The organism is Brenneria uluponensis, assembly GCF_032395385.1.
Classification (GTDB): domain Bacteria; phylum Pseudomonadota; class Gammaproteobacteria; order Enterobacterales; family Enterobacteriaceae; genus Prodigiosinella; species Prodigiosinella aquatilis.
In genome coordinates this window covers 3,682,275-3,697,697 of sequence record NZ_CP135917.1, presented here as the reverse complement: position 1 = coordinate 3,697,697, position 15,423 = coordinate 3,682,275, and the positions used below count along the sequence as shown (strand labels likewise).

Annotated in this window: 17 protein-coding genes; 6 read left to right on the top strand and 11 right to left on the bottom strand. The window is 48.9% G+C overall.

The genetic code is table 11. The annotated features are described in order from the left end of the window. Positions 1-60 precede the first annotated feature (60 nt). From RS889_RS17215 to RS889_RS17200, 4 genes are read right to left on the bottom strand one after another with little or no spacing between them, the layout of a single operon-like run. The gene (locus RS889_RS17215) at positions 61-780 is read right to left on the bottom strand and encodes a GGDEF domain-containing protein (RefSeq protein WP_021014914.1); all 720 of its coding nucleotides are present in this window, start codon (positions 778-780) and stop codon (positions 61-63) included. Between the two features lie 4 nt (positions 781-784). Continuing rightward, positions 785-1,204, bottom strand: a complete 420-nt coding sequence (locus tag RS889_RS17210; protein ID WP_315708121.1) for a DUF1987 domain-containing protein — start codon at positions 1,202-1,204, stop codon at positions 785-787. Position 1,205: 1 nt separating this feature from the next. Further along, positions 1,206-1,757 carry a SiaB family protein kinase gene (locus RS889_RS17205; protein ID WP_315708120.1) on the bottom strand — a complete coding sequence of 184 codons (552 nt, stop codon included), beginning with the start codon at positions 1,755-1,757 and terminating at the stop codon, positions 1,206-1,208. A gap of 30 nt (positions 1,758-1,787) precedes the next feature. Continuing rightward, positions 1,788-3,020, bottom strand: coding sequence for a SpoIIE family protein phosphatase (locus RS889_RS17200; protein WP_315708119.1), 1,233 nt, complete (start codon positions 3,018-3,020; stop codon positions 1,788-1,790). A 506-nt stretch (positions 3,021-3,526) separates the two neighbouring features. Here RS889_RS17200 and RS889_RS17195 point away from each other — a divergent pair. Beyond that, on the top strand, positions 3,527-4,129 hold the full coding sequence (locus RS889_RS17195; protein WP_315708118.1) for a hypothetical protein: 603 nt from the start codon (positions 3,527-3,529) through the stop codon (positions 4,127-4,129). Positions 4,130-4,238: 109 nt separating this feature from the next. Here RS889_RS17195 and RS889_RS17190 read toward each other — a convergent pair whose 3' ends face one another. Continuing rightward, positions 4,239-5,129: a LysR family transcriptional regulator gene (locus RS889_RS17190; protein WP_315708117.1), complete on the bottom strand. Its 891-nt coding sequence runs from the start codon at positions 5,127-5,129 to the stop codon at positions 4,239-4,241. A gap of 96 nt (positions 5,130-5,225) precedes the next feature. Here RS889_RS17190 and RS889_RS17185 point away from each other — a divergent pair, with 96 nt between their 5' ends. After that, a complete protein-coding gene (locus RS889_RS17185; RefSeq protein WP_315708116.1) occupies positions 5,226-5,759 on the top strand; it encodes a GNAT family N-acetyltransferase in 534 nt (177 codons plus the stop codon). A 62-nt stretch (positions 5,760-5,821) separates the two neighbouring features. On the opposite strand, the gene RS889_RS17180 is transcribed toward RS889_RS17185, so the two are convergent. Together RS889_RS17180 and RS889_RS17175 are read right to left on the bottom strand one after the other, a co-directional pair. Next, positions 5,822-7,102 (bottom strand): MFS transporter, encoded by a 1,281-nt coding sequence (locus tag RS889_RS17180; RefSeq protein WP_315708115.1) that lies wholly within the window; start codon positions 7,100-7,102, stop codon positions 5,822-5,824. An 8-nt stretch (positions 7,103-7,110) separates the two neighbouring features. Next, positions 7,111-8,538 carry a M20 family metallopeptidase gene (locus tag RS889_RS17175; protein WP_315708114.1) on the bottom strand — a complete coding sequence of 476 codons (1,428 nt, stop codon included), beginning with the start codon at positions 8,536-8,538 and terminating at the stop codon, positions 7,111-7,113. Between the two features lie 163 nt (positions 8,539-8,701). Here RS889_RS17175 and RS889_RS17170 point away from each other — a divergent pair, with 163 nt between their 5' ends. The 3 genes from RS889_RS17170 to RS889_RS17160 all read left to right on the top strand — a co-directional run bounded on the left by RS889_RS17170 (position 8,702) and on the right by RS889_RS17160 (position 12,344). Then, on the top strand, positions 8,702-9,634 hold the full coding sequence (locus RS889_RS17170; RefSeq protein WP_315708113.1) for a LysR family transcriptional regulator: 933 nt from the start codon (positions 8,702-8,704) through the stop codon (positions 9,632-9,634). A 284-nt stretch (positions 9,635-9,918) separates the two neighbouring features. Further along, the gene (locus RS889_RS17165; protein WP_021014924.1) at positions 9,919-11,040 is read left to right on the top strand and encodes a 5-methyltetrahydropteroyltriglutamate--homocysteine S-methyltransferase; all 1,122 of its coding nucleotides are present in this window, start codon (positions 9,919-9,921) and stop codon (positions 11,038-11,040) included. Between the two features lie 308 nt (positions 11,041-11,348). Then, complete coding sequence (locus tag RS889_RS17160) at positions 11,349-12,344, top strand: type II asparaginase (RefSeq protein ID WP_237160242.1); 996 nt, start codon at positions 11,349-11,351, stop codon at positions 12,342-12,344. Between the two features lie 158 nt (positions 12,345-12,502). On the opposite strand, the gene RS889_RS17155 is transcribed toward RS889_RS17160, so the two are convergent. Further along, positions 12,503-13,021 carry a helix-turn-helix domain-containing protein gene (locus tag RS889_RS17155; RefSeq protein ID WP_315708112.1) on the bottom strand — a complete coding sequence of 173 codons (519 nt, stop codon included), beginning with the start codon at positions 13,019-13,021 and terminating at the stop codon, positions 12,503-12,505. Between the two features lie 260 nt (positions 13,022-13,281). On the opposite strand from RS889_RS17155, the gene RS889_RS17150 reads away from it, so the two are divergent. After that, entirely contained in the window at positions 13,282-13,809 is a 528-nt protein-coding gene (locus RS889_RS17150; protein ID WP_315708111.1) for a GNAT family N-acetyltransferase, read from the top strand. A gap of 133 nt (positions 13,810-13,942) precedes the next feature. On the opposite strand, the gene RS889_RS17145 is transcribed toward RS889_RS17150, so the two are convergent. Genes RS889_RS17145 through RS889_RS17135 form a run of 3 tightly spaced genes read right to left on the bottom strand, consistent with a single transcriptional unit; the run spans position 13,943 to position 15,389 of the window. Next, a complete protein-coding gene (locus RS889_RS17145) occupies positions 13,943-14,287 on the bottom strand; it encodes an aminotransferase-like domain-containing protein (RefSeq protein WP_315708110.1) in 345 nt (114 codons plus the stop codon). Positions 14,288-14,321: 34 nt separating this feature from the next. Beyond that, on the bottom strand, positions 14,322-14,522 hold the full coding sequence (locus RS889_RS17140) for a hypothetical protein (RefSeq protein WP_315708109.1): 201 nt from the start codon (positions 14,520-14,522) through the stop codon (positions 14,322-14,324). 27 nt (positions 14,523-14,549) lie between these two features. Continuing rightward, the gene (locus tag RS889_RS17135; RefSeq protein ID WP_315711095.1) at positions 14,550-15,389 is read right to left on the bottom strand and encodes a PhzF family phenazine biosynthesis protein; all 840 of its coding nucleotides are present in this window, start codon (positions 15,387-15,389) and stop codon (positions 14,550-14,552) included. Positions 15,390-15,423 lie beyond the last annotated feature (34 nt).

The following is a 15,423-nucleotide window of genomic DNA, read 5'->3' as shown; positions in this document are numbered from 1 at the left end:
GAGCGCGACGCTTTGGCGGGAATATTCGTTCGGCAACGGTGGCGGCTTGTTTAACCACCACTATTCTATGATGGCATCGACGCTATATTCGACACGGTTCCTACCCTTATTTTTAGCCCGATACAACGCGTTATCAGCGATGCTGTAGAGTGTGTCAAAGCGAGCTTGAGCCGGTGTCCAACTGATGCCGAAACTGGCGGTTACTTTTCGCTGGGGCAGCAATGGGGTTTGGTTGAGACTGTGATGGATCTGTTCCGCAATAGAGACTGCCTGCATCAGCGTATATTCACTCAACAGAATAGTGAACTCTTCGCCGCCCACGCGGCCAATATAGCCCTGTCCCTGCAATACTTCTCGAATGCGTGAAACCAAATTGCAAATCACAGTGTCGCCGGTGGGATGACCGAATGTATCATTGACCTGTTTGAAATGATCAATATCCAGCACAATCAGCGCGGCTGGTTTCTGTGCCAGCGTTTCGTCGACAAGATCGATAATCGCGCGGCGATTAAAAATATCGGTTAACGGATCATGGGTCGCCTTGTATTCCAACTCGACTGCTAATGTGTGAAGTTGGGTATTAAGGCGTGTAAGTTCCTTTTCGGCACGATCACTGCGGGTAATCAGTCGGTAGGTCTCCCGAACCAGACGCTGGTAATGTTCTGATAACAGCATCAGATTGTCCCGATATATTTCAGCTGGCATATCCAGTTGTGCGGCGACGTGACGTGCTGACAGCAAAATATCATACTCTGGTGTAAACAGTTCATTGGTGCTCATGGCGTTACTCCAAAATATGGCTATGAAATTCAAGTGCCGGGAAATCCAGATGCAGTTCTTGTCCGAATTCTTCTGTAATGTCATCGTCTTGGTCGTGATACCAATGTAGGACAATGGGAAGCCCGTTTTCAGCAGCCTGATTGAGAAGGTTAAATAGGCTGAACAGCATTTTGGTGCTGGAGCTGTTGAAGTAAATCAACGACACATGCACATCGATCTTCTTGTCAAGAAGGATGTCTGTAGCCTGTATGGTGGTGAGATAATGCTGAATCCGCGTAATGAGCGGGTTGTAAAACGCCGCCGCATTTTCAGGATAGGACTCACCGGAAAGAGAGAGCTGGTGTGTATCAAAATAAAAATCTACGGTTGGCGAGCTTGGCGTGCCAGCAATATGGAGATTCTCTGTTGTTATAGTCTCTGTCATGTTAAATAATTGCCTTTAGATAAAACGTGGGAAACCCCGTTGATTCATCATTCCGAAAAGTGAATTGCAGGGGTTCACTGGCATCGCGTGCAATAGTCAGTAACCCCATATCAGCGCCTTTGCTCTGGGGCGGGGTATCATCACGTAACGAGGCTTTGTAGGCGAGTTTGATTTCTTCGAGCGTCATGTGACGCAGCGGTTCCAGACGCACTCGCAGTTTTTCCATGTCATAGGGATGGACCCGATTGGCACAGAGCAGAAAGTATTTCCCTGCTTCATGGCCGATGCATACCAATCCATGCCGCATTTCATTTGGGTGATCAATTGATGTCAGATTAGCGGCTGAATAGCGGATGATGTTCTGAACTATTTCTACAAAACTGGAAAACAATTTGCGGCGAACATTGGCAGGTACCTGTTTTTTTTCCAGTTGCAATTTCACTGTCTCCGCCAGGGAACAGATGATATTTTGTGAAAAGTACCCCACGTAATACAGCGTAAGATCCTGCTGTTGTGTAAGGTCAAAAAAACTGTCGTAATTCGTGTCTGACATATTGCTGATCCACCCAATTGATAATCTCGTTTATTGCCTGAAACCCCAAAATGTCAGATCGTCTCGTCGATATTGTTCGCCTTGCCAGGCGTTATGTTGCTGCATCAACTGGTTGGCTAGTTTATGCATCGGGAGTGTTTGAAAACGCAGCAATAAGTCTTGCAGGCGACGCTTACCAAACATGATCTGTCGTTCACCACCGATCTGATCGGTCAGTCCATCGGTGGTCGTGAAAACTATATCCTGTGGTGCCAGTGTTTGTCGGAACGCTGGCCAAGTGTAGTCATAAGGTGTGTCAGTATAGCCAACGCCCATGCGATCGTTCTCAAGCATCGTGATTTCACGATTCTGGGCTTTAAGTATGAAGGCGGGTATACGCGCACTGGCCCAGTTAAGGGTAGATGAGGCGGTTTCCATAAATATAAGAATGGCGTCGCAGCCATCATTAGAGGAAGGTTTCTGTCCGATATGACTAATCTGCCCCAATGTATCTTTGATGTGGCGATTGATAGTCTGCAACAGCTGTGCTGGTTGTTCCGGTCCATGTAGGGTTAGCGCCATCTCCAGTGCCGAGGCAAAAATCAGTGTCATGAACGCACCAGGGACACCATGACCTGTACAATCCGCCACTACGGCCAGCCAGCCATGAGCATAGGGTTTGAAGTAGTAACAGTCTCCCCCGACACAATCACGCGGTTCCCATATCAGGCACCATTCTGCCAACGTTTTGGACATTGCCTGATGTGAGGATGCCAGCATTGCTCCCTGAATGACGCTGGCATACTCAATACTTTGCATGATTTGCTGGTGTTTTTGTGCATGCATATCCGCAACGTTTTTAATTAAGTCAATACCCAGTCCAATGCCGAGATATTGCCCTTGTTCAACAATGATAAATCCATCAGTCAGAAATTTATCGCCGGTAATCACCGCCTTATCTGTCACGTCACTTAAGGAGGCAGAAGCCTCTACTACCAGCGGATTTTTATCCATGAAGGCAATGCAGCTTTTTTTATCGTACAACTCGCGATAGAAAGGGCGGGCCATCTGAGAGAGGAAAATATTCCGGTTGATTAATCCGAATGGCCGGCCATTTTCGACCACTGGCAGGCTGACCAGATCTTTATGCTGACCAAAGATCTGTAATACGCTGGCATTCTCTGTAGCCGGAGAAACATCGGGTGTCGTAATACACAAGTCGCGCGCACAGGGAAAATGCACTGGGGACGGCAACTGTGGTTTCGGGACAGATAAGGTATGCATCAGGTGTCTTAACAATAAGATTGTTCTGAATAAAACATAACAACCCTATATGACGAATTCATGACATTATTCCGCAACTATTGCCTTCTGTGACTGGGTAATAGGGATGTTATGGGTCAGCGAATCTTGCCGATGTCGTGAGGGGAATAGTGTGAATATTTCTTATGAGCTCAATAATTGAACACCATTATTCCAATTATGTCTTAACAAAAAATCAAATTGGCCGATATATTTTATACGTTAGTAATTGTAATTATTTTTGCCAAAATAAGTAATTATCGTTAGTAAATATGACAAAATGTTTTTTTATTCACTTTTCTTCATAAGTTATCTTTTATATGGAAAACGGTTATATGTATCGATGGGGTGATCAGATTTCTCGATGTCATGCTTTTGCTTGACTGGGTTGTGTGTGAATCACGACTGACAATTGCCACCATCAGAAATATGTACCCAATAGATTTCGTATACAGACGTTAAATTCAATAGACGAAAGGAGTTACGTCGTGGCTATATCGGGTCTTGAAACACATAGTCAGAATGTAAAGTCTTTTTACCCGCTCATAACAACCATAAGTTCGGTGAATAAAGTGGATGTATCATCGGACTCCACGAGTAATGACGCGCTGGCGAACTTATTTACTACCCCTGAGCCGAGTACAAAGGTCACGTTATCCCTTGACGGAAAAGATAAGTCAAATGCTACCCAGTCAACTGAAAGTATTAGTGATTTTCAGAAAAAAGCCGCTGAACAGGAAGCCAGGGACGAACAGGAAAAGCGAAGGGAGGGGGTGTCTTCAGAACGTACTCTGGAGATGATGAATGGTATTCCATTGTATGGTGGAACGCTAGTTTCCATGATTAGCTACCCGGATGGTAGTTGGGAAGCGTTTGACGCGTTTACCGGTCAACGAGTGACATCCGAAAATGTCGCATGGATGAATCAGCAAAATAGCAGTGAAAATCTGGATATGTTCAATTTTTATAACCAAGGAGTATATAAAGGAATGTCTGCTGCTGAAATCTACGAAAAGATACAGCAGATGCTGAATATGGAGTCTGACGACATGACTTGGGAAGTCGTTGGTTCATCAGATCTCTTCTCTTAAATCGGTTAAGCGTGGGGATATCTCTAACACTTGTATGATATTTTCCGGTTAAGTCATTGACTGAGTGCTGAGTGTTTCTTGTTTTTTCAAATTACCGCTTTGTTTCTATTTATTTTGTCAGGGCACTTGTCTCAAGACGGTTAAGCACAATTTTTAATGCTTTACTCAGTAACTTGTCCTGTCGTAGGGCAATACTCAACGTGCGGTTGAGTGGCGGTGTTAGCGTATGGGCGTAGACACCACGCCGCAGTAATTCGGGTGTCACGGCTATGCGGGGAATAATACTGTATCCCAATCCAGCGACCACCATTTCTTTGATGGCTTCAATACTGCCCAACTCCATCACTGGAACGTTTTTTTCCCCCGATGCACTGAACCAGCCATCAATCAGACTGCGGGTACTGCTGCCTGATTCAAATACAATTAAGGGTAAACGATTCAGTGTTGCGGCATCGAAAAGGAGGGCCGTGGCACAGTCTTTACTTAATATCGCTACGAATTCATCTTCCAGTAAGGGTGAGATAACAAGATTTCGTCCGCTAGCCGGCATTGTGACCAACGCGGCATCAATCTGGTTATCTGCCACGGCTTTGACGATGTCCCGTGTATTGCCGGTACGAATGCCGACAGTAATTCGCGGATAATCCTGTCGAAGTTCACGGAGCAAGGGGGGCATCAGATGAATGCAAGCCGTGGCGCCAGTCCCCAGCACTACACTGCCGATGATATCCTGTGAATAATCAGCCATGACCTGTTGTACATCATCGAGTACGACTCTAACTCGTTCAGCCTGTGTCAGGAGTGCTTCTCCCGCCGGGGTCGGGCGGAGTTTTTTCCCGGCACGTTCCACCAGCCGCAACCCAAAATAGTGCTCTAACTGACGAATCTGTAGGCTAACTGCCGGTTGTGTCAGCCCGAGAATATCTCCGGCGGCTGAAAAACTGCTTTCCCGCACAACGATGGCAAACGTTGCCAACAGATCCGGATTCAACCTGGCCATAGCAAAGTTTCCTTTATACCGCGTATAAGTTTCAGGCTCTATCCACCAGAAAATGAAAGTTTTACTCTTATTGCTAAACATCAATAAGGAGTATGCATGAATCTGGTCGTTATTGAAGAAGCCAAAGATCATCACATCGCTGCGATTCAGGCGATATATAGTCATCATGTTCTGCATGGTATCGCAACCTTTGAGACAGAATCTCCCGATATTGCTGAAATGCAGGCCCGTCTCAGGAAAGTCCACGCTGAAAAGCTACCCTGGCTGGTGGCGTTGCGAGACGATCTGGTGGTTGGTTATTGTTATCTCTCGCTGTATCGCACACGTCGGGCATACCGTTTTACCGTGGAAGATTCAGTCTATATTCATCCTGATGTCCAAGGGCAAGGTGTCGGGAAAAAGCTTTTATCGACGGCACTGACATTGGCGGAAAATCAGGGCTACCGACAGATGATTGCTGTAATAGGAAATAGCGAGAACCATGCTTCGCTGAGATTGCATCAATCGCTGGGCTTTGAAATGGTTGGCACATTGCGTTCAGTTGGCATGAAGCATGGACGCTGGGTGGATACGGTATTACTTCAGCGGGCGCTGGGTGCTGGCGACACCATATTACCGGATGAAGCCTGATAAACATCATGCGCCACCGGCGGCGCATGATGTTGCAATCCGTTGCGTAAATTATCGGGACATCAATGATGGGTCTGCTGTGTTTTCCACAAGGCAATCACACTTAGTAATGCCACTATCATCAGGTAATAACTGGGGGCCAGGCTGCTACCGGTCGCACTGATCAGCAACGTGCAGATAAACGGTGCGAAGCCGCCAAAGACCGTTACGGAAACGTTATAGCTGATGGCCATGCCGCTGGCGCGGGTAGATACTGGAAACAGGTCTGCCATCATGGAAGGAACGGTGGAGAAATAAACCGATTTCAGCAGCGCCATCCAACCGACTACGATGATGAGAGATAGTGGAGAAAGGTATTTCGTCATCAGCCAGAATGCCGGATAGATGGTGATGATAAGTAACAGCAGTGCCGCCCACATAAGTGGCAGACGGCCGATTTTTTCTGCCCACAGTCCCATCAAGGGGGTGACAATGGTCAGGATAATACCGGCGATCAGTGTGGCGCTGAATGCGGTGGTCGAGGCCAGATGTAATGTCTTGGTGGCATACGTTGGTACGTAATTCAACATGTAATTGATGGCGGTTGAAATCACCATCAAACCGATAGCGGTAAAAAACAGGCTCTTCTGACGGGTAAAAATCGTTTTTACCGGTGTGGCGTTTTTTTCCGCCTGTTGAAAACTGTCCGGCTCATGAATGTGCCGGCGAATGTACAGTCCAACCGGCCCGATCATTAATCCGAAAGCGAAAGGAATACGCCATCCCCAGTCCTGAATCTGCGTTTCGCTCAGAAATTGTGATAATCCCAGGCCGAACGCTGACGCCAACAAGGTGCTGGCCCCCTGGGTGGCAAACTGCCAACTGGCGATAAAGGCCCGGCGCTCGGGAAAGTGCTCAACCAGAAAGGCGGTGGAACTGCCGAATTCTCCACCCGCAGAGAAACCCTGAATCAGACGGGCCAGGATAATCAGGATGGGTGCCGCCAGGCCAATCGCCGCGTAGGTCGGCATGAATGTAATGATAGCGCCGCCCAGTAGCATCAGGCTGATGGACAGCAGTAAGGATGCTTTGCGTCCGGCGCGATCTGCATAGGCACCCAGCACCACAGCACCCAGTGGACGAATCAGAAACGCTATGCCAAAACTGCCGAAGGTCAGCAGCAGGGAGACTGCCGAATCTTGGGTCGGGAAAAATGCGTGGGCAATATAAATGGCGAAAAAACCATATACTGCGATATCAAACCACTCCAACGCGTTACCGATGCACGTGGCAAACAGCGTTTTGTATAGACTGGGACGAAGCGTTGCAGCGGGTGAATCAAGCTGGCTGGATAATATGCTCATGGTTCACCTCAGCGAATGTCAGAAGATGCGCGGTGCGCGCGGTGTCTGGCCAAAATATCGTTTCCCTGTTCCCCTAGTTGCCAGAACAGCCTGGTCATTATCTGTAGCCCTTCCCGGGCGACGGAGATCAGCATATGTTCATCCCCGGCGTGCTGACCGCAGGCAGGATATGAATGCGGGATCCATAATGTCGGTAGCCCAAGGATATCGGCAAAAACTTCATTGGGCAGGGAACCACCGAGGTTAGGTAATAGTGCCGGTTTTTTATCACTGCTCTGACGCATGATATCCAGTGTCCAGTTCACCAGTGGGTCGGTTGGATCCAACCGGGTGGCCGGTGTGCCTCGGACTTCTGAAATATCAACCATGGTAAATCCCTGGGCGTCCAGATGGTGCCGAAGATGCTGGGCCAGATTCTGCCAGTCGGTTCCGATCACAAAACGCAGTTGGCAGACAGCCGTGGCGTGCCCGGGGATAGCGTTCATGGGACGCTGTGGGTTTCCCGTCAAGAAGGCCAGTATTTCCAGTGTGTTCCAGCCGAACAGTCGTTCGGATGCTGTTAATCCTGCTTCTCCCCATTGGCTATCGATATCAGGATCAGTGGCATTGCCACCTGGGGTAATATCGCTGAGGATATCCCGTAATGCGGGAGTCAGATGTGGTGGCTTCAGTGCTTCAACCTGCAATTGACCCTGTTGGTTTACCAGACTGGCGATAGCGTTGGCTAACTGCGTTCCGGGATTGCTTAACAAGCCTCCCCAGTTACCAGAGTGGTAGTCTTTGTTGCGGGCATGAATACTCAAACGGAAATTGACGCAACCGCGGGATCCGAGAAATAACGTAGGGCGTTCTGCATTTAGACGCGGACCATCGGAGGCGATAAATATATCCGCTTGCAACTGTTCTCGATATTGCTGGCAGATTTCAGCTAATCCAGGGGAGCTGATTTCCTCTCCCATTTCAAAAATCCATTTGCAATTAAAGCCTAACCGCCCACCACGCGCTTGGTAAACCTGTTCTAGCGCAGTGAAATTGATGGAGTGCTGGCCTTTGTTGTCTGCGCTGCCCCGTCCATACCAACGGTCACCGTCCTCAGTCAGTTGCCACGGAGAGCGACCATCGCTCCAGTTTTCATCATCACCGAACACCACATCCCCATGACCGTAGCAAAGCAGCGTGGGAAGAGCGGCGTTTTCAGTTCGAGTCGCCAGCAGAAAAGGGCGATGAGTGGCTTGCGGGTTATCTACCTGGCGCAGTTCAAAACCCATAGCTTGCAATGTGGGTATGATTTCAGCACTGAGATAATGGTACAGCGCCTCGTTACGATCGTGGCGCTGGCTTTCGGTGGTGATGGCAACGCGCCGTGCCAGTATCTGTTTAAAATTTCCGCTATCAAAAAAGTCCAGTGCTTGTCTTACGGCTTGTTCAACGGTCATGGTTACCCTGTCTTGTCATGCCTTATGGGGCTGTTTGGTTTTTTTTAATGTTTATTGGTTTCTAAACCAAAACCCAGCCTTGCCACAATAATAATAATTGCAAGCAAGCATTGCTTTTAATATAAATCTCTTTGCACAAAAAAGAGGCGGACTGGGGATTCTCATGCACAGTAGTGAAATACGTTATTTTCTGGCTGTCGCGAATATGGGTTCATTAAGCGCGGCCAGCCAGCAATTGTTCGTGGCGGTTTCCGCCATTAGCCGGCAGATTCAGAAGTTGGAAACGCGGATTGGTGTACCGCTGTTCGAGCGTCATGCCCGCGGTATGGTGTTGACCGATGCCGGGCAGATTCTGGAAAACCATGTGCGCAAAAGCCTGATGGATATGGACTATGCCATCGCTGAAATTCAAGGATTGAAGGCGATACGGCGTACTTTTGTGCGCGTTGCCTGTACCGACGGAATGGCATTTGATCTGCTGCCAGGGTTGCTCGCCCGTTTCCGACAGTCAACGCCGTCAGTGACGTTTCACTTGGTGGTGGGTTCCGCTATGCAGGTTTCAGAAATGGTGCGCAATGGTGAATGCGATATCGCCTTGCAGTTTTGTCTGGCGCCAGAACGAGGTGTTGAGGTTATCGCCGTCTATCCCGCACCAGTTTTGTTGCTGATGGGGGACGAACATCCGCTGGCACGGAAAAAAATACACATGGAGGATCTGCATGAATTCCCGCTAGCGCTTTCACATTCGGGCACGACTATTCGCCAACTATTTGATCTGTCATGTCGGATGAGCGGGACATTTCTTGAGCCCACGCTTAGCTGTAACAATTTCTCCGCTCTTTACTACTTCACATTGCAGACTCCGAATGCCATTACCGCTTGCAGCCATTTCTCCGTGTTGTACCGGGCGCGAGCAGATAATTTGACGTTGAAATCGGTGGACAGTGAGCAGCTTGGCCAGCGAACACTCCAGGTACAAACCATGGCCGGGAAGCATCGCTCGGTAGCACTGAGTTATTTTATCGATTTTCTTACCGAGGAACTGCGTCGGGAAAGCGAAAGGTTTTTACAGGATGTAGCCCTGAACGGGTGTTAATAGTGACTGGTACTGTTACCGCGCCCGAAAAGATAATAATTACAGCTTAAACTGTAAATAAAACGAAAATTTAAATAAGATTTCGAAAATAATAATTAGATATAGTTATTTGAGCTTTACCATTTAAATATGTTACCCGCTGTCGTAGGCATGTGGTATGTACCTGAAAACGATGCATGTTAGCCGTTATATTGTGAGATTCGCATTATCGTGATGGCGTTGAGTTAAAAAATAGCGCATTGATGCGCTGACAGTGGCTTGTTAATGAAAAGGATGAAGTTGGCATGAGCCGTACAGTAAAAAAAAACTATCCCCCCTTTCATGCCGATCATGTCGGTAGTTTCCTTCAACCTTCTCGTTTGAAACAGGCGCGTGCTGAATGGGAACAAGGTAGGTTGTCTCGAGACAAACTGACTGAAATTGAAGATGAAGAAGTTCTGCGGGTAGTGGAAAACCAGAAAGCGTGTGGCCTGCGGGCGATTACTGATGGTGAGCTCAGGCGTTCCTGGTGGCATTTTGATTTTTTTGATCATTTACAAGGTCTTGAAGGCTATAACGATACGGATGGTGAACCTTTTAATACTGTTCAGCCACGTACTCATCATATCCGTGTGGTGGGTAAAATTGATTTCGATGTTTCACATCCTTTTCTGGAACATTACCGTTTTCTGCATAAAGCCGTTGGTATTGATGGTTGGAGTCTGGCAAAGCAAACGTTGCCGAGTCCCACCATGCTGATGCATTCCTGCATCCGGGAGAATGCATTTTACACTTCACTGGAAGCTTATAGCGACGATTTGGCCAATACCTATCGTAAGGCGATCCTGGCTTTTTATGATGAGGGCTGCCGTTATCTGCAGTTGGATGACGTTTTCTTGGCCTACCTCTTTGATCTACGGGAGAGGGAAAAAGAGCAGGAAGCGGGTATCGATCTCCAGTATCTGCTGGATATCTGTGTCCGGACTCTTAATCTGGTGCTGGAAGTGCGGCCTGAGGATATGTACATCAGCATGCATATTTGCCGCGGAAGTGCGATGCCTTCCTGGATTTACCAGGACGGCTATGACGCTATTGGTTATGTGATAGCCAGTGTGAATGTTAATGGCCTGTTTCTGGAGTATGACGATGAGCATTCCTGTAGCCTGGAGTTATTGCGACATATTACCCATCAAAAGGTGGTGCTGGGTGTTGTCACTCCCCACAAAGGCGAACTGGAAGATTCGGCAGCGATAAAAATGGCGGTTAACACTGCTTCGCTTTATGTGCCTTTACAACAATTGGCGCTTGGTCCGCTATGTGGTTTTTCCTCGACGCACGGAGAGGCGATGTTAACGGAGGAACAGCAGTGGGCGAAGTTACGTCATATTGTCAATATCGCGCAAGAGGTGTGGACGATGCCTGATTAATCGTGAGTCATCTGGTTTTACGTCCTGGCGATAATAGGAAAACTGGGCTGTCTAAACTTTGACCATTCAGTGACTTAGCTCTCCAGTTAGCAATCATCAGCTATACAGATTAGCAGTGCTGGAGCAAGATAAGCGTCGATGCTGATACATTCGATCAGCAGTATGGATATACCGAAAATAAAAAACAGGCAAATCACCTTCCCGGAATTCTGGTCGGCTGGTTTGTCGCTCTGACATATGAGTTGGAATATGTTATGGAAAAATTGTTTAAAACTCTCTCTGTAATTCTTGTCCTTTGTTTTTCTTTCATGGTCAACGCGGCAGAAAAACTGCCGAACATTGTTATTCTGGCAACAGGCGGTACTATCGCCGGGTCTGCGGCCACTAATACGCAGACTACGGGTTATAAAGCTGGCGCATTAGGGGTTGATGTCCTGATTAATGCGGTGCCAGAGCTAAAAACGATGGCGAATATAAAAGGAGAGCAAATCTCCAACATCGGTAGTGAAAATATGACCAGTGACGTGTTGCTTAAACTGAGTCACCGGGTTAATGCGCTATTGGCGCGTGACGATGTGGATGGTGTCGTGATCACCCACGGTACAGATACGCTGGAAGCGTCGTCGTATTTTCTCAATCTGACCGTGAAAAGCGATAAACCCGTTGTGTTTGCAGCGTCCATGCGTCCGGCAACGGCCATGAGTGCCGATGGTCCGATGAACTTGTTTGAGGCAGTGGAAGTCGCGGCAGACAAGAATTCACGTGGTCGTGGTGTGATGGTGGTGCTCAATGATCGTATCGGTTCTGCACGTTTTATCAGCAAGACCAATGCTTCTACACTGGATACCTTTAAAGCGCCGGAAGAGGGGTATCTGGGCGTGATTATTGGTGGTCATATCTACTATCAGAATCGACTGGACAAAATCCATACCACTCGTTCTGTATTCGATGTGACGCATCTGAAATCACTGCCGAAAGTGGATATTATCTATGGCTATCAGGACGACCCGGAATACATGTATGACAGCGCTATTGCGCATGGTGTGAAGGGGATTGTCTACGCTGGCATGGGAGCGGGCTCCGTTTCCAAACGTAGTGACGCTGGTATCCGTAAATCTGAAAGTAAAGGTATTATCGTGGTTCGTTCCACCCGGACTGGCAATGGCATTGTGCCACCGGATGCTAACCAGCCCGGCCTGGTTTCTGATTCACTTAACCCAGCCAAGTCTCGTATTCTGCTGATGCTGGCATTGACTAAAACCACGAATCCGGCAGTGATTCAGGAATATTTCCACACCTACTGATTGTTGCTGATTTGTATTGCTCAACCCCGCATTTAGGCGGGGTTTTTACTTTGTGCAGTGATTAGCAACTGAATTGGGGTGATCTACGCTGAGGCTAGCCGGTCGAATTGTCTATGCTCACAGCCCACAATATCTGACTCTGGCGACGCTACTATTGGTTATGTCCTGTGCAGGACGATGACCGCATAAACGCAGAGTTTATTGCTTTCGTTCTGAAACGTACAATTCAATGGCGGTCCGAGTTCGAGGCAGTCTCCGGTTGACATCTCGTGCTTTGTGTCGCCCTCCAGAAAGACCAGATTACCTTCCAAAACCCAGATAATTTGACGCACAAATGCATAAGCGGACGCGGGCATGGGAACCTGGGCTCCGGCTGGCAGCTCGATGCGAACCAGGTCGAGCGGCATGTCTGAGTCCGGCGAGATGTGCCGGCGCTGATACCCCGTCTGTGGGTCGGTCCAGACCGGTTGATCGGCCTTGCGAAGCAGGCGCCCTTGTTGGGACTCGGCTCGTGCGATGAGTGTTGACATACTGAGCTGAAAAGCGCCAGAAAGTTTGCCGAGCAGCGTTGCAGTCGGACTACTTTCACCTCGCTCGATCTTGTGAATCATGGCCCGCGATACGGTCGAGCGCTCAGCAAGCTCGGTTAATGACCAGCCGCGACTTTCCCGTTCCATCTTGATGCGAGTACCGATGCGCTTGTCGATGGTGTTCTCCTTGTTGTTTGTCGCGTAATACTATAGTGGACAAATGTCGTGTTTTCAACCGACAAGTAGGGCGTTTTATTCGTATATTTTGGTTTATTTTGCAGAATACTATTTTCATATGTCTAATTTATTAGACTAGTGAGATGGCGTGGAATACCATTCTGCCGTTGGTCTGTTCACTTTGGTGGATCGGCGGCACGTTTAACCATATTGATGATCCGGAGAGAACCATGCAAATACGTGATGCAAATGATGATGACGCCGATGGTATTGCGGCGATCTACAACGATGCTGTACTTAACACCACTGCGATCTGGAACGAGAAGACGGTCGACGCGGATAATCGGAAAGTTTGGATCGCAGACAGGCGCCGTCAGGGCTATCCAGTGCTGGTGGCTGTCGATGATGTGGATGCTGTACTCGGCTATGCCTCCTTTGGCGATTGGCGTGTTTTCGACGGCTACCGTCATACGGTGGAGCATTCCGTTTATGTACATAAGGATCGACGCGGTTACGGGACAGGTAGGGTACTGATGAACGCGCTGATTGCGCGCGCTCGTGATCTTGACAAACATGTAATAGTGGCTGGCATTGAGGCGACCAACACTGTCTCGATCGAACTGCATCGTAAACTCGGGTTTGTGGACGTTGGTCTGCTGCCGCAAGTAGGCACAAAATTTGGGCAATGGCTCGATCTCGCCTTTTTCCAGTTGGTGCTCGATGATCGGTTAGAACCCGACAATACGAAACCAGTTTGAACCCCACCGGGGGACGTCCCTGATCCGGCGGCTTATCATGACATCAGCGAATTGATCGGATGCGGGGTGCAGTGACCTGCTCCACTATCCCGGTATTGTCAAAGATAAGCCCCTCCTGGCTTAAGGATGAGGGCTAGAATTCCCCCAACGCTTTACTTAAGCGCAGCACATTTTCCAGGGCCTGCTCCGGTGTGGCGAGATTGGTAAAACCCAGTATGAGCCCTGACGGTGAGCCTTTGCGCATAGACCAATTACTCAACGCGTGGACTGCCAGCCCCTGCTCATTCGCCAATGAGGCCAGGATGTCGTCGCTGTGTGTCGTTTTAAGATATACCAGCACATGAAGGCCGTTTGCCCACGAAGAGATCTGTAATTTCTCACCAAATACCTGAACCAGGGCATCGATCAGATAGCGACGCCGTAGCGCGTAGAGCGTGCGCATTTTCCTGAGATGGCGGGCAAAGTGCCCCTGAACCATGAAATCAGTAACCGTTGCTTGCGTAAGAAAGGAGCTATTGTTCGCGTAATGCACCGCACCCAAGCAATTTATCGTCTTCCCAGGCCGTGAAGAAGGATATATCCGGTCGCTTCAGGCCGGACATATCGAGCGCAAATACGCTGCCGGGCGGGGAGTTAGCGTGCATACCCTGCAAATGAAGGTGAAGAAGTTCTACGGCTTGGGGGTTATCAACGTCGCCGGCTTTGATGATCATGACGGCATCCTTATCTTTACTTGCATATCATAGCCTCCGAACACAACCGCCGACCCGAATGCTGGCACCGGGGATATCGGTGATTTCCACATCAAGTTGGCATGGAATGCCCATATCCTCGCCCTGTATGATCGTGATGTTGCCGCCATGGGGCCAATGAATTTCCCGTAAATATCCCCCCAAGGCGGCAGCGGCAGCCCCTGTCGCTGGATCTTCGTAGACGCCGCCAGCAGCGAACGGATTGCGCGCATGGAAGCGCTGAGCCGTTTCGGAGAAAATAATCATGATCGTCGCCAGTGATTCAGCATCCATCACTGTTTTGCCAGCATCAAGGTTGTAGGTCATATCACGCAGGCTTTCGCGGTTATTGAGGGCCAGCAGAAGATGGTTGGCACCGGCACTGATAATCGCTGGTGGGATGCGCGGGTCGAGATCAGTACTTGACCAGCCGAATAAATCAAGGGCTTTCGAAAGATAAGCGGGTGGCACAATCTTCATCGTGGTTGGCGGGGATTGTAAAGTAGCCCTCGTCAAACGACCAGATGTGCGTCCTTCGACGGTGGCTTGCCCATTTTTGAGCTGGAGCCGAAAGTGGCCGTCTCCCTGTCTCGCCGCCAATGCTGCGCCAAGCGCGATAGTCGCATGACCACAGAAAGGCACTTCCATGGCCGGTGCGAAGTAACGAACACGCCAGTCACCACTATCAGGCATCGCAAACACCGTCTCGGAATAACCGATCTCGGCGGCGAGACGTTGCATGACCGAAGGCTCAGGGAACGTGTTGCAGATCATAACACCTGCGGGATTGCCGCCATGATCACCATTCGAAAAGGCGGCGAACCGTTCCACTGGGATGTCGGGAATCATAGTCATAAAACGTGTCTCCATATCGTCGAGATGA

Coding starts and splice junctions, on each gene's coding strand:
- RS889_RS17205 (WP_315708120.1), bottom strand. CDS start 1,757: ATGTCAGACACGAATTACGACAGTTTTTTTGACCTTACACAACAGCAG.
- RS889_RS17190 (WP_315708117.1), bottom strand. CDS start 5,129: ATGGCCAGGTTGAATCCGGATCTGTTGGCAACGTTTGCCATCGTTGTG.
- RS889_RS17170 (WP_315708113.1), top strand. CDS start 8,702: ATGCACAGTAGTGAAATACGTTATTTTCTGGCTGTCGCGAATATGGGT.
- RS889_RS17165 (WP_021014924.1), top strand. CDS start 9,919: ATGAGCCGTACAGTAAAAAAAAACTATCCCCCCTTTCATGCCGATCAT.
- RS889_RS17180 (WP_315708115.1), bottom strand. CDS start 7,102: ATGAGCATATTATCCAGCCAGCTTGATTCACCCGCTGCAACGCTTCGT.
- RS889_RS17155 (WP_315708112.1), bottom strand. CDS start 13,021: ATGGAACGGGAAAGTCGCGGCTGGTCATTAACCGAGCTTGCTGAGCGC.
- RS889_RS17135 (WP_315711095.1), bottom strand. CDS start 15,389: ATGATTCCCGACATCCCAGTGGAACGGTTCGCCGCCTTTTCGAATGGT.
- RS889_RS17210 (WP_315708121.1), bottom strand. CDS start 1,204: ATGACAGAGACTATAACAACAGAGAATCTCCATATTGCTGGCACGCCA.
- RS889_RS17185 (WP_315708116.1), top strand. CDS start 5,226: ATGAATCTGGTCGTTATTGAAGAAGCCAAAGATCATCACATCGCTGCG.
- RS889_RS17140 (WP_315708109.1), bottom strand. CDS start 14,522: ATGATCATCAAAGCCGGCGACGTTGATAACCCCCAAGCCGTAGAACTT.
- RS889_RS17175 (WP_315708114.1), bottom strand. CDS start 8,538: ATGACCGTTGAACAAGCCGTAAGACAAGCACTGGACTTTTTTGATAGC.
- RS889_RS17215 (WP_021014914.1), bottom strand. CDS start 780: ATGAGCACCAATGAACTGTTTACACCAGAGTATGATATTTTGCTGTCA.
- RS889_RS17200 (WP_315708119.1), bottom strand. CDS start 3,020: ATGCATACCTTATCTGTCCCGAAACCACAGTTGCCGTCCCCAGTGCAT.
- RS889_RS17145 (WP_315708110.1), bottom strand. CDS start 14,287: ATGGTTCAGGGGCACTTTGCCCGCCATCTCAGGAAAATGCGCACGCTC.
- RS889_RS17150 (WP_315708111.1), top strand. CDS start 13,282: ATGCAAATACGTGATGCAAATGATGATGACGCCGATGGTATTGCGGCG.
- RS889_RS17160 (WP_237160242.1), top strand. CDS start 11,349: ATGGTCAACGCGGCAGAAAAACTGCCGAACATTGTTATTCTGGCAACA.